This window comes from Apilactobacillus xinyiensis (assembly GCF_019656235.1).
In the GTDB taxonomy this organism is placed as follows: domain Bacteria; phylum Bacillota; class Bacilli; order Lactobacillales; family Lactobacillaceae; genus Apilactobacillus; species Apilactobacillus xinyiensis.
The window spans coordinates 25,793-46,366 of sequence record NZ_BPLL01000001.1; the positions used below are offsets into that span (position 1 = coordinate 25,793).

A 20,574-nucleotide genomic window follows, 5' to 3' on the forward strand; every position below is an offset into this window, starting at 1 on the left:
CCTCACTTTTTATTATAAATAGGTTTTCTATCCTTTATTATATTATATAAACTTAGATAATTATCGTATCTAGTTTGTTCAATTAAACCACTAGATAGTAATTGTTTTATTTTACAACTAGGTTCATTAATATGCACGCAACCTCTAAACTTACATTCATTAGCATTACGTTTAAATTCCGGAAAATAGTTTCTTAAATCTTGAGCATCTATATTTAAAACATCATAAGACGAAAATCCTGGTGTATCAGCAACTAAACCACCATTAACTTCCATAAGACTTACTTTGCGAGTTGTGTGCTTACCACGATTTAATACTTTGGAAATTTCACCTGTTTGTAATTTTAAACCAGGTGAAATAGTATTCAACAGTGTAGACTTTCCCGCACCTGTTTGTCCCATAAAAACGGTTTCTTTATCTTTTAATAAATTAACAAGTAAATGATTTAAATCATCATGGCTTAAATTGCTCGGTAGAATAGTTTGATATCCTATCTGTTCATAGTCTTGCTGTATTTTTTCAAAATATGCAATCTTATCATCACTTAATAAATCTAATTTAGTAAAATAAATAATAGGCTTAATATTATTTATTTCTAAAGAAACTAATTGTCTATCTAAAAGATTATATGAAAAATCAGGTTCTACAGCTGAAGTAACAAGTAGCGCTTGATCAATATTAGCTATCGGTGGTCGAACCAATGAATTTCTTCTAGGTAATATTTTAAGTAAATATCCTTCATTTTCATTTGTCATTTGAAACTCTACATCATCACCTACAATTGGCGTAATTTTCTTCTTGCGAAAATTACCACGTGCACGTGTACGATATATTTTCTCATCACATAAAACATCATAAAAACCGCTTAACGATTGATAAATTTTACCTTTTTTCAATAAATCACCTCTGAAGTTTAATATTATTCATTCTTATTATAAAAGAAAACATTCATAAATTCATTATTAAAAGCCTTTTACATCATAGATGAACTTTTTTTAGCTACTATAAAGACAATGGTCTTATTAAAATCTGGAACTGGAGTATTAGGCTTAATGCTTTGTTTAACGATTCGATTCATCCCTATATCACTATCATAATCATAAAAAACTTTAACTTTAAATCCCTTTTGTTTTAATTCAATTCTAGCAATGTCAATATTTTCACCAACATAGTTCTTAATTCTTAAAGTATTAGGACCACTACTTACTATTAACTTAATTCCAGAGTTATTAAAAATAGATTTGCCCTCACCAGGAGTAGTTTTAATTACATGATTATACTCGACTTGACTATCTTTTCTATACTCAACTTTACTAACAAATAAATGCTTTTGTTTGATTATCTTTTCAGCATGATTTTTAGTTAACTTATTTACATTAGGTACGTCAACTCTAGAGAAAAAGAAAAAAAAGACGAAGCACTCAATTAAAACTATAAAACAAACTAGTGAAAAATAAATCAAAGCTAATTTTTTGCGTCTACTCATTGGTGGGTTGACATCAGACTTGTTTTTTTCAGCATTGTTATTTTTACTCTGAATATCTTTTAAATCAAGCACCTTAGTTGCATCATCAGAATCATAATCATCTTCACTATCAACAGGATGAAATCTTTTTTCATACTTTCTAAAAGTAGACAAAGAAGATTTTAAATCATTATACATGTCGTGTACGGAATTATATCTACTGGCTTGCTTTTTGGCAGTAGCCTTTAAAACTACATTCTCTAACGCCTGCGGAATCTTATCATTAATTTCCCTAGGTGAAGGCATTTGTGCATGCGAATGTTGTAAAGCAATTGCAACAGCCGTATCTCCATGAAAAGGTACATCATTGGTCAACAACTCATACAAGATAATCCCTAAAGAATATATATCAGATTTTTTGGTAGCCATTTCACCAATTGCTTGTTCTGGAGATAAGTAATGAATTGAACCAACAATCGAATTAGTCTGTGTCATAGAGTATTTAGACAAAACAATCGCTATTCCAAAATCTGTAATCTTAACGTTACCCTTTTTATCAATTAAAATATTTTGTGGCTTTAAATCGCGATGAATAATGTTATGCGAATGTGCTTCACGAACTGCTAATAAAATTTGACGCATGATTTTTACTATACGACCATTACTAATCGGATAATTTGCTTTTATATAATTTTTTAAATTATCACCATCAACATATTCCATTACAATATATTGAATACCTTCACTTTTGCCTACATCAAATACCTTAACAACGTGTGAATCATGTAATTTAGTAATTGCTAACTGTTCATATTTAAAGTGTCTTTTAGCTCTAGGATTATCACGAAAATCTAAACGCAAGGTCTTTATGGCAACTTTATGATGCTTTTTTAAATCATCAGCCAAGTAAACATCAGCCATGCCACCTTCACCAATACAGGAAATAATTTGATAGCGCGAGTCTAGTATATATCCCTTACGCATCTGGTAATCTCCCCTTATCATTCTTAATAATTAAAACACTGATGTTATCAGTTCCACCATTTGCATTAGCTAATTCAACTAAGTCTACACATTTAGTTTCCACATCATTATTTGAAGAAAGTTGTTGTTTGATTTCCATATCAGATAACATATTAGTTAAACCATCACTACAAATAAGAATTTGGTCTTTTAAATTAAATGGAAAATCTCTAATTTTAACATCAGAGTCATCGGATATACCTAAACTTTTTACTATTACATTTTTTAATGGTGAATTCAAAGCTTCTTTGGGACTTAATTCGCCACTTTTTACTAATTCATTAACGTAAGAATGGTCTTCAGTTAGCTGCATAAATTTATTGCCATGCATTAAATATCCGCGACTATCACCCAAATTAGTAATTAAAAAACGATCATTAAACACAATAGTTGCAACAACTGTAGTTCCCATATTCTTTAAACTATCAAATCTTTTAGAAGTATTAAGAATTTGTATATTAGAAAAATTTATTTGTGACTTCAACCACAAGTATGCACTATCATAGTCATCAAAATCAGTCTGTTCGAATTTTTCACCCATATTTAACACAGCCATTTTAGAAGCAACTTCTCCGCCACGATTTCCGCCAATTCCATCAGCCAATAATCCTAATTTAATATTTTTATTATTGGTAAAAACACCTACATAATCTTCATTATTTTCTCTCAGTTTACCAGTAATAGATTTATAAGCAACTTTCATAAAAGTCCATTCCTAACTTATTTCTTTCTCAACTTACATACAAAAAAACCATCAGAATCAAAATCATCTGGAAATACTCTAACCCATTTTTCATGGTCCTTGCAATTAATAATCAAGTTTTCATCAGTTTTAAGTAATTCAAACTCTGAATGCTGACTTAAAAAGTTGCTAATTACATCAGAATTTTCTTGGTTTAAAATAGTGCAAGTACTGTAAGTTAATACTCCACCATGTTTTAGTTTCCCAGCAACTGCATCTAAAATATCCAACTGAATATTGGCTAGATGCTCAACGTCAGATATTTTTTTCTCATATCTAATTTCAGGTTTCCTTCGGATTAAACCAATTCCTGAACAAGGTGCATCAATCAATATTTTATCAAAATACTCGTCTTCAAATTCATTATTTATTTTGCGTGCATCTAAGGCCTTAGTTTTAACTACTGCATCAACATGCATTCTTTTAGCATTTTCTTTAACCTTAACTAATCTTTTTTCGTGAAGATCAAACGCATATACTTTACCACCTAATTTTTCATCTAATTGTTCAGCAATTTGAATGGTTTTTCCACCCGGAGCTGAACAAGCATCTAAAATGCAATCAGAAGCTTTAATTTTCATTGAATCTACAGGTAGCATTGCACTTTCATCTTGTATAGTAATTTTACCCATTTTAAATAATTCACTTTTAGCAGCTGATTTTTTACTTACTAGTAAACTATTTTCAGATACTTTACTATCTTCTACTGAATATCCTTCAGATATTAATGCGGTTTTAACATCACTTTTATTAGTTACAAGACTATTAAAACGTATAGACTGCTTAGAAGGTAAATTAATACTTTCTAGAATTGAAATGGTTTTATTCATGCCTAATTGTTGAATAAGTTCATTTATAATCCATTCAGACACACTATATTTTATAGATAGTTTTTTAGTATTATCACTAATTTCATCAATACTAGGTAAGCCTTTATTTATAACTGCATGTAAAACCCCTGTAACCATTTTACGAATTCCAGCATGCCCCAGCTTTTTAGCTATGTTAATACTTTCATTTAAAATGGCACGGTTAGGAATTTTATCAAGAAATTCCATTTGATAAATAGCTGAATATAAAAGTTCTCGTACCCACGTATCTAATTTATTACTGTCTTTAATAAATGCTTTTAAATAAAATTCTAAAGTTAAACGATGTTGAACTACTCCGTATACAATATTAGTCATCAATCTAATATCACGATTACTCATATTATTGTTATTAATTACCTGATTTAATTGTAAATTAGAATATGCGCCGTCAGAAATCTTACTTAGGGTTTTAACTGCTAATAATCTTGGGTTATTTTCCATTGTCAATTACCATATCTCCAATTTGTATATTTTTACCAACACCATTTAAATAATCGGTAATAGTTTGTTTAGGCTTGCCAGCTGGTTGTAATTCAACAATAGAAATAACTCCTGAATTACCAGTAGCAATATCTAAAGCGTGTTTATTTTTGTTAACCACTGTACCTGGTTTCAAATCTGTACTAATATCTAAAGGTTTAGTTTTTAATATTTTAGTTCTTTTTCTAATCATAAATGTATATGCAATTGGATCAGGTCTTAAAGCTCTCACTTTGCAATCAATTTGACGAGCAGATTGATTAAAATCTAAAACTTCTTGTTCTCTAGTTATATTAGGAGAAAATACTACTTTGCTTTCATCTTGAGGTACTGGTGTTATGCTGCCATTTTCAATTTTAGGCAATGTTTTCAATAATAAGTCTCGACCTAATAAACTGAGCTTATCAAACATTGAAGCTGTATCATCATCTGGACCAATTTCAATTGCTGCTTGATCTAATACATCCCCAGCATCCATTTTTTTAACCATATACATAATAGAAACGCCTGTTTGCGCATCTCCATTCATAATAGAATATTGAACTGGCGCCCCACCTCGATATTTTGGTAGCAATGAACCATGAACATTTACAGCGGCAATCTTAGCCGCATTAAGTAATTTAACCGGTAAAAATTGTCCAAAAGCAGCAGTTATTATAAAATCTGGTTGCAATTCTAGAATTCTATTCATTTCTTCACTGCCACTAATTTTTTCAGGTTGCAAAACTGGTATATCTAATTCCATAGCTGTTTCTTTAACTGGAGAAGCCTTTAATTTTCTCTTTCTACCAAATGGTCGATCAGGTTGAGTAACCACATATTCAACTTTATATTCTACATTTTCTACTAAGCTTTTTAAAATAGGCACCGCAAAATTTGGTGTTCCCATAAAAACAATTGACTTCATTTTTTTAAATCTCCTTTTACATAAAACTTAATGGTTCTGAATCAATGTTTATATACAATCCTTTTTGTGCATCTTTTTGATAATAATTAAGAATAAATTGTAAACATTCATTTAACTTGGGTTCATTTTTATATTTAATAATAATTTGATAATAATATTGATTTTTAATTTTAGCAATACTACTAGGTGATGGCCCTAAAAAAATAGCCGTATTATTTAATTTAGCTTTTAAATATTTACTAATTTCAAATATTTTACTTGCCACTCTTTGTTCTTGGCCTCCATTTGCAGTAATTTTAATTGTGAAATAATAAGGTGGATAATTCATTTCGTGCCTAATATGCATCTCTCGAGCATAAAATTTTTCATAATTTTGTTGCTTCGCCAATTGAATTGCATAATTGTCAGGATTAAAGGTCTGAATATAAACTTGGCCTTCTTTTTCTGCTCTACCAGCTCTTCCGCTCACTTGAGTCAACAATTGGAAAGTCCGTTCACTTGATCTAAAATCAGGTAAATCTAATGAAGTGTCAGCATTTAAAACTCCCACCAAAGTTACATTTGGAAAATCTAGGCCCTTAGCAATCATTTGGGTCCCTAATAAAATATTGGCTTCGTTATTACCAAATCGATTTAATAATTTTTCATGTGCGCCCTTTTTTCTTGTGGTATCCACATCCATACGAATAATCTTTGCTTCTGGTATTAATTTTAATAACTCTTTTTGAGCTTTTTGTGTACCAGTACCATAGTATCTAATTTTACGACTCTTGCAGTTTACACAAATTTTAGGAATTGGTTCTTCATGACCACAATAATGACATTTCATACTGTAAGTATCCATATGCAACGTTAAAGATATGTCACAGTTAGGACATTTAAGTACAAAACCACAATCTCGACACATAACAAAAGAAGAAAATCCGCGACGATTAAGCATTAACACAACTTGCTCATTTTTAGACAGCCTTTGTTTAATTGCTGCTAACAGAGGTTCAGAGAAATCTTCTTGACCGTTTTTAGCTAATTCTTCTCGCATATCAACAACATTAACATTCGGTAACTTATGGTTATTAATTCGGCGAGGTAATTTTAAAAGTTGATAGACTTTTTTTGAAGCTCTAGCTCTAGATTCTAGCGAAGGGGTTGCACTACCTAAAACAACTGGACAATTATTATAATTACCACGCCATTTAGCCACTTCACGAGTTTGATAACGTGGATTATCATCTTGTTTATAGCTGGGATCATGTTCTTCATCCATTATAATGACGCCAATATTTTTTAAAGGGGCAAAAATAGCAGAACGTGCTCCTACAACTACCTGTGCCTTGCCTTCATTTATTCTGCGCCATTCATCATAACGTTCACCCTTAGATAATCCGCTGTGCAGTACCGCAACTAATTCACCGAACCTGCCTTTAACTCGATTAACGATTTGCGGAGTTAATGATATCTCTGGAACCAACATTAAAGCTGTTTTACCGTTAACTAATGCTTTTTGAATCGTTTGTAAATAGACTTCGGTTTTGCCTGAACCAGTTACTCCTTCTAATAAAAAGACATCTTTATTATGATCATTAATTGATTCGGCTATTTTATTCACCGCAAACGACTGATCATGGTTAAGTTTTAATGGGTAATTTCTTGAAACTGTTGATTTGTATGGATTTCGATATACTTCAACTTGTTTTTTTAATATCCATTTTTTATTCGTAGCAGTAGCAATCGTTGAATTAGATATTTTGTATCGATTTATTAAATCACTTTGCTTGATTTCAAGTGCATCATTTTCTAATATCAAATGCAGCAGTTTCTGCTGATTAGTAGAATTTTTACGCACCTTTTTCAAATACTGTTCAGCTTCAGCACTCGTTATATTACTTTTTATAAACAACTCTTTTTTAGAATTAGCTTTATCATTAACTAAATACTCTAAAGAAACTTTATTTTCTTTTTGCAATTTCATCAATTTATTCAGCAGTTTCTTATTACTATCAATTTCAGAAAAATCAATTGATTTAGTATTTTTGAAAAGATTAATAATATCTTTGTCGGTTATATTATTATCTAATAAATTAACGACTCTTTTATATTTAGCATGCATAGCACTAGGTAACATTGTAGATATACAATTAATACGAAAAGAATAAGTACTTTTAGCTAACCAAGCCGAAAGTTCAAGCAATTCATTATTTAATACCGCATTTAAATCCATAACTTTATCAATTTCTTTAATTTCAAAGTTCATGTCTTTTTCACTTTTATTAACAATATTAGCAATAATACCTTGAACTTTTCTTTTCCCATTTCCAAATGGAACTGCAACACGTGAGCCTACTGCAATTTGATTTTTTAAATCATTAGGAATTAAATATGTGTACGGTTTATCAGTTTGCATAGTTGGTACATCAACTATAACTTCAGCTAACTTCAATCTTACATCACCTTATTTATTAACTTTTCTACATATTAATTGAACTATTTGATTGGCTATTTCTGTTTTAGTAGACTTTTGTATACTTAACTGCTCTTCTTCACTAATCACCGTAACTTGATTAAAATCACTATTAAAGCCAATATCTTTTCTAGATACATCATTTGCAATTAACAAATCTAATTTTTTACTTAATAATTTTTTATGCGCATTTTCAAGTAAGTTTTCTGTTTCCGCAGCAAAGCCAATCGTGATTTGACCATCAGTTTTAATCTTAGCAACTTCTTTTAAAATATCATGTGTTTTTACTAATTTTAGTTCAAAAGTATCTTCTGCAGTTTTTTTTATCTTTTGTTGAGCAACTTGAGCAACTTTAAAATCTGAAACAGCAGCAGACATAACTAAACCATCAGCTAATTTAAAATTATTTAAAACGGCTTTTTCCATATCTGAACTAGAAACAACTGGTACTAAATTAACATTTTTTGGCACTTGCAAATTTGTAGGTGCGCTAATTAAAGTTACTTTACATCCAGCTTTTGTGAGAGCATCAGCTATAGCATAACCCATTTTACCAGAAGATTTATTAGTTATATATCTAACCGGATCAATAGCTTCTCTAGTACCACCGGCAGTAACTACAAAGTGTTTATCTTTTAGTAAATTACAAAACTCATTATTGGCACTTAAATAATCAAGAATTGATTGTGGCTCTGGCATTCTTCCTTTAGCACTGTATCCCTCAGCCAAGTCACCACTTTCCGGTAAAATAATTTCAACCCCGTCTGATTCTAATTGTTTTACGTTTCTTATTGTTGAGGGATTAAACCACATATTATCATTCATTGCAGGTACAACAATTTTCCTACCATTAGTTGCTAAAATACAGCTAGAAGCAGCATCATCAGCGATTCCATTAGCCATTTTGGCAATGAAATTAGCGGAAGCTGGTGCAATAATTGATATGTCAGCCCACTTACCAATCTCAATATGATTAATTTTATCCGCATTAAACTCTTGACCTATATTAGTATAAACTTGATTCTTGGACAGGGTTTGAAAGGTTAATGGTGAAACAAACATTTGTGCATTTTTAGTCATAACTACCCTTACATTAGCACCTTGCTTTTTTAATAATCGTAAAAGCAATAGCGACTTATAATTGGAAATGCTGCCACATACATATAAAACTATATTTAAATTGTTGAACATTTTAACTGATCCTCCCTTAAAACACGCATAATAATAAAAAAGTCTTTGCAATTCTGCAAAGACTTTAAAATAATTAATTAATCTTTTGAATCAATTTTAACAACGCCAGCAGCAATTTCTTCAAATGCTTTTCCAACAGTTTTTTGTGACTTGTAATTAGATAGTAATGGCTTAGCTCCAGCATCTAATTCATGTGCACGCTTACTAGCAAGCATAATTAATGAATAACGAGAGTTAACTTTTTCTAATAATTTATCAACAGATGGGTATAATAACATTAATCTTCATCTCCTAACATAGATAAGTAATCCGGCATAACTCGATTTACTTTTAATCTTTCACTATTAACAATAGTCTTAATTCTTTCAACAGCATTTTCTACTTTATCATTTAATACCGCGTAGTCGTAATTGCGCATCATCTTAATTTCAACGGCAGCTTTTTTAATACGTTTGTTAATAACATCCATATCATCAGTTCCTCTACCAATAAGACGATTCTTCAATGAAATTAAATCTGGTGGTGTTAAGAATACAAACACTGCTTCTGGAGAGTTTGCCCTAACCTGCATAGCACCATTAACTTCAATTTCTAAGAAAACATCACGACCTGAATCTAAAGTCTCATTTACATATTTTAATGGGGTTCCATAATAATTGTCAACATACTTAGCATATTCTAGCATGTCTCCATTTTTTATATTTTCTTCAAATTCCTCTTTAGAAACAAAGAAATAGTCTTTTCCATTAACTTCACCCTCACGTGGTTTTCTAGTAGTCATGGAAATAGAATATTGAAAATCTACATCAGGTTCGTTAAATAAAGCTTTTCTAACTGTTCCCTTACCAACACCGGAAGGACCAGATAGTACAATTAACATTCCTCTTTTTGCCATTATAAAATCCCTTCAAATTATAAAATTATTAATAGTATTAATTATGTTATATTTATGCCAATTAATCAAACTTTTTTTAATTATGTTTAGCTTGATTAGCTAAGTTCAACAACTCTTTAGCATGGTTAAGTGTCAGTTCAGTAATTTTAGTTCCTGCTAACATTCTTGCCAATTCATTAACTCGATCATTATTATTAAGTTTTCTAACGCTAGTTTCAGTACTATTGTTAGTGGATGATTTTTCAATAAAGTAATGATGATCTGCCATCGAAGCTACCTGTGGTAAGTGAGTTATACATAACACCTGTGAATGACAAGCAATTTGACTAATTTTTTCAGCAATCGCTTGCGCCACTCGACCAGAAACTCCAGTGTCAACTTCATCAAAAATAATTGATGTAACTTGTTGATCAGCCGCAAAAATAGTTTTCAACGCTAGCATAATTCTAGAAAGTTCACCACCAGAAGCAATTTTAGCTAATGGTTGTAGCTGTTCTCCTGGATTAGTTCGGATATAAAACTCAATTTTTGACCTACCATATCTTCTAAATTCATTATCTGGTAAGGCTTCAAAGTGCACCTTAAAAATAGCCTTGGACATATATAAATCAGATAGTTGTTCATGCACAGATTTTTCTAAAGACTTGGCAGTTTGAATTCTCATAGTATCTAATTTTTGTCCTATAGAATCCAATTGGCTTGTTATTAAAGCTAATTTTTCTTCAAGATTTCCATTATCACTTTGGTTTAATAACATATCGTCTAATTCTTTTTTAGCTTTTTGATAATAAGTCTTAATTTCAGATATGGAATTACCATATTTACTTTTTAAATTATTGATTAAATCAAATCTTTGTTCAATTTCATTTAATCTATTTTCATCAAATTCTTGTAAATCTAATTGACTAGATATGTTATTTACTGCATCTTGTAATGAATAATAGGCATTATTAATATCATCTGATATACCGTGGAAACTGTCATCTATATCTTCAATATCCTTAATAGAACTTTTAGCTTCACCAATCATATCAATAGGACTCATTGAGTCATTTCCACTAATAAGCGAAAAAGTTTTAGTTAAAGTATCCACTATTTTTTGATAGTTTCTTAAATGTTCACGTTCAATAGATAAACTTTGTTCCTCATTGTCATCATCTAAATGAGCATTCTCAATTTCAGCAGTTTGAAACTTTAACATATCTATTCTCTGAGTCCATTCATATTGATTATCACGCTTTTTTCGCACCATATTACTGATTTGATTGTATTTATCGTAACAGCTAGTATATTCATCTAAAATTGGTTTGATATGTTTTAAATCAAAAGAGTCTAATAAACTAACATGTAATTCAGAATTCATTAATTCTTGATGCTCATTTTGTCCTTGAATATCAACTATTTTTTTACCAATTTTTTTTAAATTAGTAGTGTTAACTAATATACCGTTCACTCTGCAAACATTACGACCATTTCGATAGATTTCTCTTTGAATAATAACACTACCATCGTCATGATTTATGCCTAAATCATCTAGAGTTTTATAAGTTAAATCATTAGCATCAAAAACAAATAAACCTTGAATATTAAGTTTTTTAGCACCATTACGAATAAAGGTTTGAGATCCTCTACCACCAGCCAATAAGCTAACTGCATCTATTATGATAGATTTACCAGCACCCGTTTCACCAGTTAATACTGTCATCCTACTTGCAAAATCAACATCGAGATGTTCAATAATTGCTAAGTTATCAATTGATAGTTCTTGTAACAAAGACATCACCTCTTAAAAACTTTACAATATATTGTTTAGAGTGAATTATCAGCATTTTGAATTACTTGATCAATTGAGATGGTATCGTTTTTAATAGGTACATCTACTGAACGTAAATGAATTAAAAACTCAATGTTACCTTCGCCACCTTTAATTGGTGAAAAGTCTAATCCTTCCACGCTGTAACCATTTTCCAAAGCAAAACTAATAATATCCTCGAGTACTTCTTTATGTACTTTATGATCTCTTACTATGCCATGCTTACCTACCTTTTCTTTACCTGCTTCAAACTGTGGCTTAATTAAAGCTACCACTTCACCATTTTGAGCAATGATATTTTTTAAGGGTGGTAGTATCAAATGTAAGGAAATAAAAGATACATCGATTGAAGCAAACAGTGGTTGTCCTTCATGAAAATCACTTAACTTACTATATCTAAAGTTAGTGTGCTCCATAACAACTACTCTACTATCATTTCTAAGCTTCCAAACTAGTTGGTTACTTCCAACGTCTAAAGCATAACTTAACTTAGCACCGTTTTGTAGCATTACATCGGTAAAACCACCTGTAGAAGAACCAATATCTAGAACTACTTTATTGTTAACATCAATATTAAATGCTTTAAGCGCCTTGGCTAATTTTAGTCCTCCACGGCTTACATAGGGCATTGGTTTCCCTTTTAAATGTAATTCAGTATCTTCTGGTATTTTAACACCTGGCTTATCTAGTCTTTCTTCGTTTTTACCTAGTATTTCACCGGCCATAACTGCTCGTTTAGCTTTTTCACGAGTATCAAAAAGGCCTTGTTGAACAAGTAAAACATCAACTCTTTGTTTCTTCATTATGTTCCCCTAATATTGTATTGTTAAATTTTAAAATAAGAAAAAAACGATTGCAAAATTGAAACATCCAAACTATATTCAGTGTTGGCAATTTCTAATTGTTTTTTCCCATGTAATATTGTTTCTTTTAATTTTTCAATGGAATTACTCAATCCCAGTAAGTTAGGATATGTGTTTTTAATGCCATCCTGGCTAACTGGTTTGCCTAATTCTTTAACCGTAGCCGTGCGATCCAAAATATCATCATAAATCTGAAATGCTAAACCAAAATCATCAGCAAAAGATAATAATAAATGATTTAATTGAGCATTATCAGAAGCAATAATCAACCCAGCATCAACAGCATAGTGAATTAAAGCTCCTGTTTTATTAGCATGTAGAGTCTGTAACTGTGATAAATTTAATTTATGATTTTCATATTCAATATCACTAGCTTGACCAGCAACCATACCAGAAGGCCCCGCAGCTTTAGAAAGTGCCAAAACTAATTTAGCCTGCTTTTCATAAGAAAGTTCATTATCGGTTAACCATTCAAATGATAAAGTTAACAATCCATCACCAGCTAAGGTAGCCATTCCTGGTCCAAAAATTCGATGGTTAGTGGGCTTATTTCTACGTAAATTATCGTTATCCATAGCTGGTAAATCATCATGGATTAAAGAATATGTGTGCAATAATTCAACTGCACAAGCCACTTTTAATAAATCATGGTTACATTTAACGTTGAAAGCATCTAATACAGCTAAAGTTAAAAGTGGTCTAAGTCTTTTACCACCTGCAAGCAAGGAATATCGCATTGATTTTTGTAAGGTGGATTGACTGACAAAATTAGATAAGTTATCACTCAAAAATAAATTAATATCATTGAGATATGTCTGTTCAAATTGATTTAAAATTTCTTTGCTACTCATTACTATTCTTCACTCTCAGAACTTTCAAAAGCATGCTCTTGACCATCAGCTTTAACTACTTTAGCTAGTGTATTTTCAGCATTTTTCAAAGTTTGTTGTAATTTATTACTTAATTCCACACCATCTTTAAATTTATTAAGTGCTTCTTCTAATGGAACATCACCTTGTTCCAAATCATTAACAATTTTTTCTAAATTTTGCATATTTTGTTCAAAACTAATTTCTTCGGACATTCTAGTTATTCTCCTTTTGATGTACAGATTTAACCTTGGCATATGCTGATCCATCAATGAAATTAAGCTTAATTTCATCATCTTTATGGACTTCAGAGACTTTTTTAATAACTTTTTGATTATCTTCAGAGGTTACATATGCATAACCTCGACTCATTGTTTTTAACGGACTCAAATGTTCTAAAGAAGAAACCGTTTTTTGCATAGCATTACTTTTATCAGATAAGATATTTTTCATCGCACGTACAGTGTTGTCAAAATTATTATCTACTTTTTTCTCATAATCTTTAACCGTTTGTAATGGCGAATTTATCTTTAATCGATAGCTATAATCAGTTAAATTCTTACTATTATGATTTATTTTATCCTTCATAAGGTTCAATAAATTATTAGATAAATTATCTACTTGTTGCAAGTAAGCCTCATACAGCCTCTCTGGTTGTTTAAAAATATAAGACTGTTTTAATTTGTTTAACCGTTGTTGTTTAACAACTAACTTATTGTTGAATGCGTTAATTATTCTAGTGTAAAAGTTATTTATTTTATTTATTTCTTCAGTTAAAACAGGTACTGCTAATTCAGCAGCTGCTGTTGGAGTCGCAGCACGCACATCAGCAACTAAATCCGCAATAGTAGTATCAGTTTCATGTCCTACAGATGATATAATGGGAATTTTACTGTCATAAATAGTTCTAGCAACTATTTCTTCATTAAATGGCCATAAATCTTCAATCGATCCACCACCACGACCAATTATTAAGGTATCAAAGTTACCATCAGCATTAACTTGCTTAATTTGAGCAGCAATGCTATCGGCAGCTTCTTGACCTTGAACCACTGCTGGATATAAGACGATTTGAGCAATTGGATATCTACGTCTAGTAGTAGTAATTATATCTCTAATAACTGCACCACTAGGAGATGTTACAACCGCTATTCTTTTAGGATACTTAGGTAACAATTTTTTAGGAGCATTAAATAGGCCTTCTTTTGAAAGCTTATTTTTTAGTTGCTCATAAGCTTGATATAATTGTCCGACTCCATCTGGTTCCATATGATTAACATAAATTTGATAGCTACCACTACGTTCATATAACGATATCCTACCAGTAACAAGAACTTTCATACCCTCTTTAGGTTGAAACTTTACCTTAGCAAAAGCCGATTTAAACATAACTGCGCTGATTTTTGCGTTATCATCTTTAATACTAAAATATTGATGACTATTGCCACGATAGCGATAATTAGATATTTCACCAGTTAAATAAATTTTTCCTAAGAAAGGATCAAAATCAAACTTTTTTTTAAGATATTGAGTTAACGCTGTAACTGTTAGGTACTCATTATCCATTACGTTTATCACTCCATTTTGCAAGTTGTACTGTTTGTTTCATTAACATACAGATTGTCATTGGTCCAACACCACCAGGTACTGGTGTTATGTTTCCAGCAACTTTAGCAACTTCATTAAAGTCAACATCGCCCACTAATTTACCATTCTCATCAACGTTTTGACCTACATCAATAACTGTAGCACCTGCTTTAACATCAGCAGCCTTTAATGTATGCAGTTTACCAGTAGCAGAAACTACTATATCAGCATCCTTAGTATATTGACTCACTTCAGCAAAATGATTTAGCACTGTAACTTCAGCTCCGGCATTAATTAATAATGCTGCCATAGGACGACCTACGATTGTACTTCTACCGATTACTACTGCTTTTTTGCCTTCTAATGTAACACTATATTCTTTGAACATTTGCATAACTCCATTTGGAGTACATGCAACTGGATAATTAGTAGATTCGTTTAAAAATAAATTACCAGCATTAATTGTTTGAAATCCATCTACGTCTTTTTTAGGATTGATTTGTTTCATAATAAATTTTTCATCAATCTGCTTTGGTAAAGGTGATTGTATTAAAATTGCATGAATATCATCATCATTATTATATTCGCTTAAAACTTGCATAAGATCTTCTTGAGTAGTATTTTCTGGCATTTCTTTAACAATTGATTTGATTCCCAGTTGTTCAGCCTTGCGATGCTTACTTCTTACATATCGATGACTAGCCTGATCATCACCAACTAAAATAACTGCTAGACAAGGAAAAACATTCTCACTCTTAAGTTTTGTAACTTGTTTTGCTGTTTCATCGTTAATTTTTTTAGCTAGTTTTCTACCATCAATTATAGTTGCCATTAATAAATACCACCCTTACGAATTTTAACCTTATTTTAGCATATAAATTTTAAATATGTACAATCTACAAAATAAAAAGTAAACTTCCAATTAAAATTAGAAGTTTACTTTTTAGATTAGTCTTTAGAAACAATATTAGATAATACACCATTAACAAATTTTCTTGAACGGTCATCACTATACTTTTTAGTTATTTCTAAGGCCTCATTAATTGCAACGTTAGCTGGTATATTTTCAACATATTTAGCTTCAAAGAAAGCTACTCTAAGCACAATTAAATCTGTCTTAGCAATACGTTGAATTGACCAACCTGAACTTAGATATTTACTAATTAGCGAATCTAATTCACTTTTATGCTCTAAAACGCCATCAACAATTACATTGAAATATTGAGGAATTTCTTCATCTTCATTCATTTTTGTTAGGGCATAGAAAAACATTTCTTTATCAGTAGCACTATTAGCTTCGATCGCAAAAAGAGTTTGAAATGCAAGTTCTCGTATTTTGTGTCTAGTTAGATTCACTGTTATCACCTTTGCTATCTTCATTATCTGAGAATAATTGATCAGGATCAATTTTAACACTATCTTTTTGAGGAACTATTCCCTCAACGTGAACATTAACCTCGTTTACTTGCAATTCCGTCATAAACAAAAGTTGTTGTTTTACTTGTTTTTGAATTTCCAAAGCCACTTGTGGAACTGAAACTCCATATTCTAAGTAAACATAGACATCAACATTTAATTGATCGTCATTAAAGTCTAACTTAACACCTTTGTTAAATTCCTTATGACCGAAAAGTTCATTCATACTATTAGAAAATGAACCACGCATACGATTTACACCCTTGACTTGAACTGAAGCAATACTGGACACAATTTCTAACACTCGAGGAGCAATTTTAATTTCACCAAATTCTGATGACTCAGTATTCTTCAAGTCAATGTTTGATTCTTCTGCCAAAATAAGACCTCCAATCAAATATCATTCAAATAATAAATTATTTAAGCTCTTGAAATGTATGTTCCGTCTGTAGTATTAATTACCAACTTGTCACCCTTGTTAACAAAGAATGGTACTTGTACTACTAAACCAGTATCCATAGTAGCTGGTTTGCTACCACCAGAAGCAGTGTTTCCTTTGATACTTGGTTCAGTATCAACTACTTCTAGAGTCACAGTATTAGGAACTTCGATTCCAATAACTTCATTTTCGTATTGAACGATGCTTACATCCATATTTTCTTGTAGGTAGTTTAAAGCATCTTTAATTTTTTCACCAGGTACAGAAATTTGTTCATAGTTATCCATATCCATGAATACATAACCTGAACCATCTTCATATAAGTATTGCATACTTCTAGTATCAATTTGTGCTTGTTCCATTTTAGCACCTGAACGGAATGTTTTATCTTGAACCGCACCAGTTCTTAAATTCTTTAACTTAGTACGTACGAAAGCTCCACCTTTACCAGGTTTAACGTGTTGGAAACTAATAATTCTCCAAATAGCGTTATCTACTTCAATGGTTAGCCCATTTTTGAAATTTGCAGTTGAAATTGTTGACATATCTTTCATCCTCCTAAAAAGACTTATAACATACATCATAGCAATAAAAATGACTTCTGTTGCATACTATGTAGTTAAAATGACTTTTATAATTAAAAAAGCCTGTTAAACAGGCTTTTTTAGATATTGTATTATTTTATTTAGCAACGGCTTCAGATTCTGGGTAAACAGAAACTTGACGTTTGCTACGTCCCATACGTTCAAAACGTACAACACCATCTACTAAAGCAAATAAAGTATCATCACTTGCACGTTTAACATTTTTACCTGGGTAAATATGTGTACCACGTTGACGGTAAATAATTGATCCACTTGTAACAGTTGAACCATCTGCAGCCTTAGTACCTAAACGACGACCAGCAGAATCACGACCGTTAGCAGTTGAACCTCCCCCTTTATGGTGAGAGAAGAATTGTAAATTCATGTTTAACATAACGATTACACCTCCATACAACTATATTCTTTTATTGTAGTTTCACATAATCAGAATAGTTATGTGATATATCTTTTAATCCATTTTCAAAAGTATCCAATAAAGCATTAGCCATAATTTGTTTATCATGATCAACAATCGCGGGAATTTCCACAATCATTAAACCACCGTTCAAATCATCACTAGTAACTTTAGGATGAACATTAACAACTAAATCCAATCCATTCACAATTGAAATCGTTAAAGCTGAGACAGCTGAACAAACGATATCACTACCGTACTCACCAGCATCTGCATGTCCACGAATTTCAAATTTAACAATGTTATTATTGTTACGAATAATTTTGGCTTTAATCATTAAAAATACCTCTTAAAATTATGCATTAATAGAATTGATTGTAACCTTAGTATAAGGTTGTCTGTGACCCTTCTTTGAACGAGCACCCTTCTTAGGTTTGTATCTAAGAATAGTAATCTTCTTGCCACGTCCGTGTTTGTCTACAGTACCTTCAACAGAAGCACCGTCTACTAAAGGACTACCAACCTTAGCTGAATCACCACCAACAAATACAACTTGGTCAAATTTAACCTTGTCACCTTCGTTTGCGTTTAACTTTTCAACGTAGATTGAATCACCTTCAGCAACTTTATATTGCTTTCCACCTGTAACGATAATTGCGTACATAATTATGTGCACCTCCTTAAATATTTGCTTAGACTCGCCAAAATTAAGCGTTCATAAGAAACTTAATACTTATTCTGTGCGGTTGTAGCTGTGGAAGTCCACAAATACAACAAGCTAATTGTACAAAATTACAATTAAATAGTCAACATAAATATTAAAAAAAGGCATATGCTTACGCACTGCCTTTTCTAATATTATGTCGCAGAAGAGATTCGAACTCTTGACCTACGGTTTAGAAGACCGTTGCTCTATCCAGCTGAGCTACTGCGACATATCAAATATCACTCAACAGAAAATAATTATACATAAACTATAAAAAAGTGTCAACACTTTAAATTAAAAAATTTCAATTATTTAGTTTAAAGTTAAATTTAAATCAACAAAACAAAGTTTAAGAAAAACTTTCCAAGAACGATTAAATTCTTGTTTAGAATGATTAAAAAAAGCATTGTACAAAGTTTTTTTCATAATTAAATATGTCTTACTTATTTCTTTATCTGGATTTAGTTTAATAATTTTATTTAATTCTTCACTTCCAGCAATTATCAAATCATTCCAGTTCTTTAAGTTGGCTAATAAAAAGTAAGCATCCAAGCATTCCACAAATTTTTTGTTAAGATTCTTTTTATAATTATCTACGTCTAAATTATTAACAACTTCTAAAGAACAACGTTTTGAGCAATCTATTAATTCACATAATTGTAGATCTAAATTAATTAATGCTTTATCTAATTTATTACTAGGATTAGAAATAATTTCTTGCTTTTGTTCTTTGATTCTAAAATTAGCTATACTATTCTTTAATAATTTTTCAAAATCTACATTCATATAATCAACTCCAAAAATCAATCTAAATATTATTCTATCATTTTATTTAAAATAAAAAAAAGACTAATATAGTCTTTTTTAACTAAATATCTTTCAAACCATTTCTAAATTCATCGACACTATTATAGCCTTTATCATGCATAATTTTTATTAGTCCGTCATTTAAGTTTTTAAATAGACTAATTCCTTGTTTATTAAGTTCAGTACCAATGGAAACCAAATCTGCTCCACATAAGATGTGAGCAAAGACATCCTCAGCAGTTTTAACTCCACCAGTACCAATTATTTTGATATTTTGGTTGAGTCGTAATCTAAAAGCTCTAACATTGGCTAACGCTGTAGGTAAAATATTGTGACCACCAACTCCGCCAAAACCACCCTTTGGTTTTATAACGGGTGCCTCTGTTGCTAAATCTACTAGTAAACCATTTCCAATCGAATTAACTGAATTAACGTGTGAAAGTGGATATTGATTTAAAACAGCGGCTATCTGATCAAAATGTGTTAAATCAAAGTAAGGTGGTAATTTAATCCCCAATGGCTTCTTAAAGAAACTAAACACCTCACTCAAAATTTTATCTGTAGCTTCAAAATCATAAGCAACTTGCGGTTTTCCAATAACATTAGGACAAGAAAGATTCAATTCTGTTATGCCATTAAAATCAGAAGCTTGTACTTTATGCAATAATTCTATACATTCTTTTTGAGACAAGCTGGCAATCGATAATATTATAGGTTTATTGTTTCTATGTGACTCTACATAATTTAAATAATATTCAAAGCCATTGTTAGGTAGTCCCATGGAGTTAATAGAACCATCTTTAAATTCAAAATAAGATGGTTTAGGATTACCATCCCTAGAATTCAAAGTTGCACTTTTAGTAACTGGTGCTGCTACATATTCATCATTCAACAATTCATCTAATTCACTACTAGTTTGACAATGAACACCTGATGCATTGATTAAAACTCCATTAAAGTCAACATTAGCTATACTAGCAAACAGTTTTTTATCCATAATTATTAAATCCCTCCAGTAAAGTCCATTAATTTAAAATATATA

The 20,574-nt window shown here is 30.9% G+C and carries 23 protein-coding genes, 1 tRNA gene and 1 other annotated feature; all 24 genes read right to left on the reverse strand.

The window, feature by feature from the left end; translation table 11 throughout:
- Nucleotides 1–2 precede the first annotated feature (2 nt).
- A complete protein-coding gene (gene rsgA, locus K5Q11_RS00135; RefSeq protein WP_220750793.1) occupies nt 3–896 on the reverse strand; it encodes a ribosome small subunit-dependent GTPase A in 894 nt (297 codons plus the stop codon).
- Between the two features lie 77 nt (nt 897–973).
- Nucleotides 974–2,449, reverse strand: coding sequence for a Stk1 family PASTA domain-containing Ser/Thr kinase (gene pknB, locus K5Q11_RS00140; RefSeq protein ID WP_220750794.1), 1,476 nt, complete (start codon nt 2,447–2,449; stop codon nt 974–976).
- Nucleotides 2,442–3,191, reverse strand: coding sequence for a Stp1/IreP family PP2C-type Ser/Thr phosphatase (locus K5Q11_RS00145; protein WP_220750795.1), 750 nt, complete (start codon nt 3,189–3,191; stop codon nt 2,442–2,444). Before K5Q11_RS00145 ends, pknB begins: the two co-directional genes overlap by 8 nt.
- 17 nt (nt 3,192–3,208) lie before the next feature.
- Nucleotides 3,209–4,543 (reverse strand): 16S rRNA (cytosine(967)-C(5))-methyltransferase RsmB, encoded by a 1,335-nt coding sequence (gene rsmB, locus K5Q11_RS00150; RefSeq protein ID WP_220750796.1) that lies wholly within the window; start codon nt 4,541–4,543, stop codon nt 3,209–3,211.
- Entirely contained in the window at nt 4,533–5,489 is a 957-nt protein-coding gene (gene fmt, locus K5Q11_RS00155; RefSeq protein WP_220750797.1) for a methionyl-tRNA formyltransferase, read from the reverse strand. Before fmt ends, rsmB begins: the two co-directional genes overlap by 11 nt.
- Before the next feature lie 16 nt (nt 5,490–5,505).
- Nucleotides 5,506–7,926: a primosomal protein N' gene (gene priA / locus K5Q11_RS00160; RefSeq protein ID WP_220750798.1), complete on the reverse strand. Its 2,421-nt coding sequence runs from the start codon at nt 7,924–7,926 to the stop codon at nt 5,506–5,508.
- A gap of 12 nt (nt 7,927–7,938) precedes the next feature.
- On the reverse strand, nt 7,939–9,138 hold the full coding sequence (gene coaBC / locus K5Q11_RS00165) for a bifunctional phosphopantothenoylcysteine decarboxylase/phosphopantothenate--cysteine ligase CoaBC (RefSeq protein ID WP_220750799.1): 1,200 nt from the start codon (nt 9,136–9,138) through the stop codon (nt 7,939–7,941).
- A gap of 77 nt (nt 9,139–9,215) precedes the next feature.
- On the reverse strand, nt 9,216–9,416 hold the full coding sequence (rpoZ, locus tag K5Q11_RS00170; RefSeq protein ID WP_220728018.1) for a DNA-directed RNA polymerase subunit omega: 201 nt from the start codon (nt 9,414–9,416) through the stop codon (nt 9,216–9,218).
- On the reverse strand, nt 9,416–10,033 hold the full coding sequence (gmk, locus tag K5Q11_RS00175) for a guanylate kinase (protein ID WP_220750800.1): 618 nt from the start codon (nt 10,031–10,033) through the stop codon (nt 9,416–9,418). The genes rpoZ and gmk overlap by 1 nt, the downstream gene beginning before the upstream one ends.
- A 76-nt stretch (nt 10,034–10,109) precedes the next feature.
- On the reverse strand, nt 10,110–11,807 hold the full coding sequence (gene recN / locus K5Q11_RS00180) for a DNA repair protein RecN (RefSeq protein WP_220750801.1): 1,698 nt from the start codon (nt 11,805–11,807) through the stop codon (nt 10,110–10,112).
- Nucleotides 11,808–11,842: 35 nt separating this feature from the next.
- Nucleotides 11,843–12,649, reverse strand: a complete 807-nt coding sequence (locus tag K5Q11_RS00185; protein WP_220750802.1) for a TlyA family RNA methyltransferase — start codon at nt 12,647–12,649, stop codon at nt 11,843–11,845.
- Nucleotides 12,650–12,672: 23 nt separating this feature from the next.
- Entirely contained in the window at nt 12,673–13,560 is an 888-nt protein-coding gene (locus tag K5Q11_RS00190; RefSeq protein WP_220750803.1) for a polyprenyl synthetase family protein, read from the reverse strand.
- Between the two features lie 2 nt (nt 13,561–13,562).
- Complete coding sequence (locus K5Q11_RS00195) at nt 13,563–13,793, reverse strand: exodeoxyribonuclease VII small subunit (RefSeq protein ID WP_220750804.1); 231 nt, start codon at nt 13,791–13,793, stop codon at nt 13,563–13,565.
- A gap of 1 nt (nt 13,794) precedes the next feature.
- The gene (xseA, locus tag K5Q11_RS00200; RefSeq protein ID WP_220750805.1) at nt 13,795–15,144 is read right to left on the reverse strand and encodes an exodeoxyribonuclease VII large subunit; all 1,350 of its coding nucleotides are present in this window, start codon (nt 15,142–15,144) and stop codon (nt 13,795–13,797) included.
- Nucleotides 15,137–15,997 (reverse strand): bifunctional 5,10-methylenetetrahydrofolate dehydrogenase/5,10-methenyltetrahydrofolate cyclohydrolase, encoded by an 861-nt coding sequence (locus K5Q11_RS00205; protein ID WP_220750806.1) that lies wholly within the window; start codon nt 15,995–15,997, stop codon nt 15,137–15,139. Before K5Q11_RS00205 ends, xseA begins: the two co-directional genes overlap by 8 nt.
- Before the next feature lie 116 nt (nt 15,998–16,113).
- A complete protein-coding gene (gene nusB, locus K5Q11_RS00210) occupies nt 16,114–16,521 on the reverse strand; it encodes a transcription antitermination factor NusB (RefSeq protein ID WP_220728026.1) in 408 nt (135 codons plus the stop codon).
- Nucleotides 16,508–16,960 (reverse strand): Asp23/Gls24 family envelope stress response protein, encoded by a 453-nt coding sequence (locus K5Q11_RS00215; protein WP_220728027.1) that lies wholly within the window; start codon nt 16,958–16,960, stop codon nt 16,508–16,510. The genes nusB and K5Q11_RS00215 overlap by 14 nt, the downstream gene beginning before the upstream one ends.
- A gap of 41 nt (nt 16,961–17,001) precedes the next feature.
- On the reverse strand, nt 17,002–17,565 hold the full coding sequence (gene efp / locus K5Q11_RS00220; protein WP_220728028.1) for an elongation factor P: 564 nt from the start codon (nt 17,563–17,565) through the stop codon (nt 17,002–17,004).
- A gap of 136 nt (nt 17,566–17,701) precedes the next feature.
- Nucleotides 17,702–17,998, reverse strand: coding sequence for a 50S ribosomal protein L27 (rpmA, locus tag K5Q11_RS00225; protein ID WP_054657142.1), 297 nt, complete (start codon nt 17,996–17,998; stop codon nt 17,702–17,704).
- 31 nt (nt 17,999–18,029) lie between these two features.
- Nucleotides 18,030–18,356: a ribosomal-processing cysteine protease Prp gene (locus K5Q11_RS00230; RefSeq protein WP_220728029.1), complete on the reverse strand. Its 327-nt coding sequence runs from the start codon at nt 18,354–18,356 to the stop codon at nt 18,030–18,032.
- Nucleotides 18,357–18,374: 18 nt separating this feature from the next.
- Nucleotides 18,375–18,683, reverse strand: coding sequence for a 50S ribosomal protein L21 (gene rplU / locus K5Q11_RS00235; RefSeq protein WP_220728030.1), 309 nt, complete (start codon nt 18,681–18,683; stop codon nt 18,375–18,377).
- 20 nt (nt 18,684–18,703) lie between these two features.
- Nucleotides 18,704–18,777: a sequence feature (ribosomal protein L21 leader region), on the reverse strand.
- Nucleotides 18,778–18,880: 103 nt separating this feature from the next.
- Nucleotides 18,881–18,954, reverse strand: a tRNA-Arg gene (locus K5Q11_RS00240).
- Nucleotides 18,955–19,037: 83 nt separating this feature from the next.
- Nucleotides 19,038–19,511: a hypothetical protein gene (locus K5Q11_RS00245; RefSeq protein ID WP_220750807.1), complete on the reverse strand. Its 474-nt coding sequence runs from the start codon at nt 19,509–19,511 to the stop codon at nt 19,038–19,040.
- Nucleotides 19,512–19,593: 82 nt separating this feature from the next.
- Entirely contained in the window at nt 19,594–20,529 is a 936-nt protein-coding gene (locus tag K5Q11_RS00250) for a dihydroorotate oxidase (RefSeq protein WP_220750808.1), read from the reverse strand.
- Nucleotides 20,530–20,574: the final 45 nt, after the last annotated feature.

Bases quoted from the DNA above. Each gene is read 5' to 3' on its own strand.
- pknB (WP_220750794.1), bottom strand. From the start codon at position 2,449: ATGCGTAAGGGATATATACTAGACTCGCGCTATCAAATTATTTCCTGT.
- K5Q11_RS00145 (WP_220750795.1), bottom strand. From the start codon at position 3,191: ATGAAAGTTGCTTATAAATCTATTACTGGTAAACTGAGAGAAAATAAT.
- rsmB (WP_220750796.1), bottom strand. From the start codon at position 4,543: ATGGAAAATAACCCAAGATTATTAGCAGTTAAAACCCTAAGTAAGATT.
- fmt (WP_220750797.1), bottom strand. From the start codon at position 5,489: ATGAAGTCAATTGTTTTTATGGGAACACCAAATTTTGCGGTGCCTATT.
- coaBC (WP_220750799.1), bottom strand. From the start codon at position 9,138: ATGTTCAACAATTTAAATATAGTTTTATATGTATGTGGCAGCATTTCC.
- rpoZ (WP_220728018.1), bottom strand. From the start codon at position 9,416: ATGTTATTATACCCATCTGTTGATAAATTATTAGAAAAAGTTAACTCT.
- gmk (WP_220750800.1), bottom strand. From the start codon at position 10,033: ATGGCAAAAAGAGGAATGTTAATTGTACTATCTGGTCCTTCCGGTGTT.
- K5Q11_RS00185 (WP_220750802.1), bottom strand. From the start codon at position 12,649: ATGAAGAAACAAAGAGTTGATGTTTTACTTGTTCAACAAGGCCTTTTT.
- K5Q11_RS00190 (WP_220750803.1), bottom strand. From the start codon at position 13,560: ATGAGTAGCAAAGAAATTTTAAATCAATTTGAACAGACATATCTCAAT.
- K5Q11_RS00195 (WP_220750804.1), bottom strand. From the start codon at position 13,793: ATGTCCGAAGAAATTAGTTTTGAACAAAATATGCAAAATTTAGAAAAA.
- xseA (WP_220750805.1), bottom strand. From the start codon at position 15,144: ATGGATAATGAGTACCTAACAGTTACAGCGTTAACTCAATATCTTAAA.
- K5Q11_RS00205 (WP_220750806.1), bottom strand. From the start codon at position 15,997: ATGGCAACTATAATTGATGGTAGAAAACTAGCTAAAAAAATTAACGAT.
- efp (WP_220728028.1), bottom strand. From the start codon at position 17,565: ATGTCAACAATTTCAACTGCAAATTTCAAAAATGGGCTAACCATTGAA.
- rpmA (WP_054657142.1), bottom strand. From the start codon at position 17,998: ATGTTAAACATGAATTTACAATTCTTCTCTCACCATAAAGGGGGAGGT.
- K5Q11_RS00230 (WP_220728029.1), bottom strand. From the start codon at position 18,356: ATGATTAAAGCCAAAATTATTCGTAACAATAATAACATTGTTAAATTT.
- rplU (WP_220728030.1), bottom strand. From the start codon at position 18,683: ATGTACGCAATTATCGTTACAGGTGGAAAGCAATATAAAGTTGCTGAA.
- K5Q11_RS00245 (WP_220750807.1), bottom strand. From the start codon at position 19,511: ATGAATGTAGATTTTGAAAAATTATTAAAGAATAGTATAGCTAATTTT.
- K5Q11_RS00250 (WP_220750808.1), bottom strand. From the start codon at position 20,529: ATGGATAAAAAACTGTTTGCTAGTATAGCTAATGTTGACTTTAATGGA.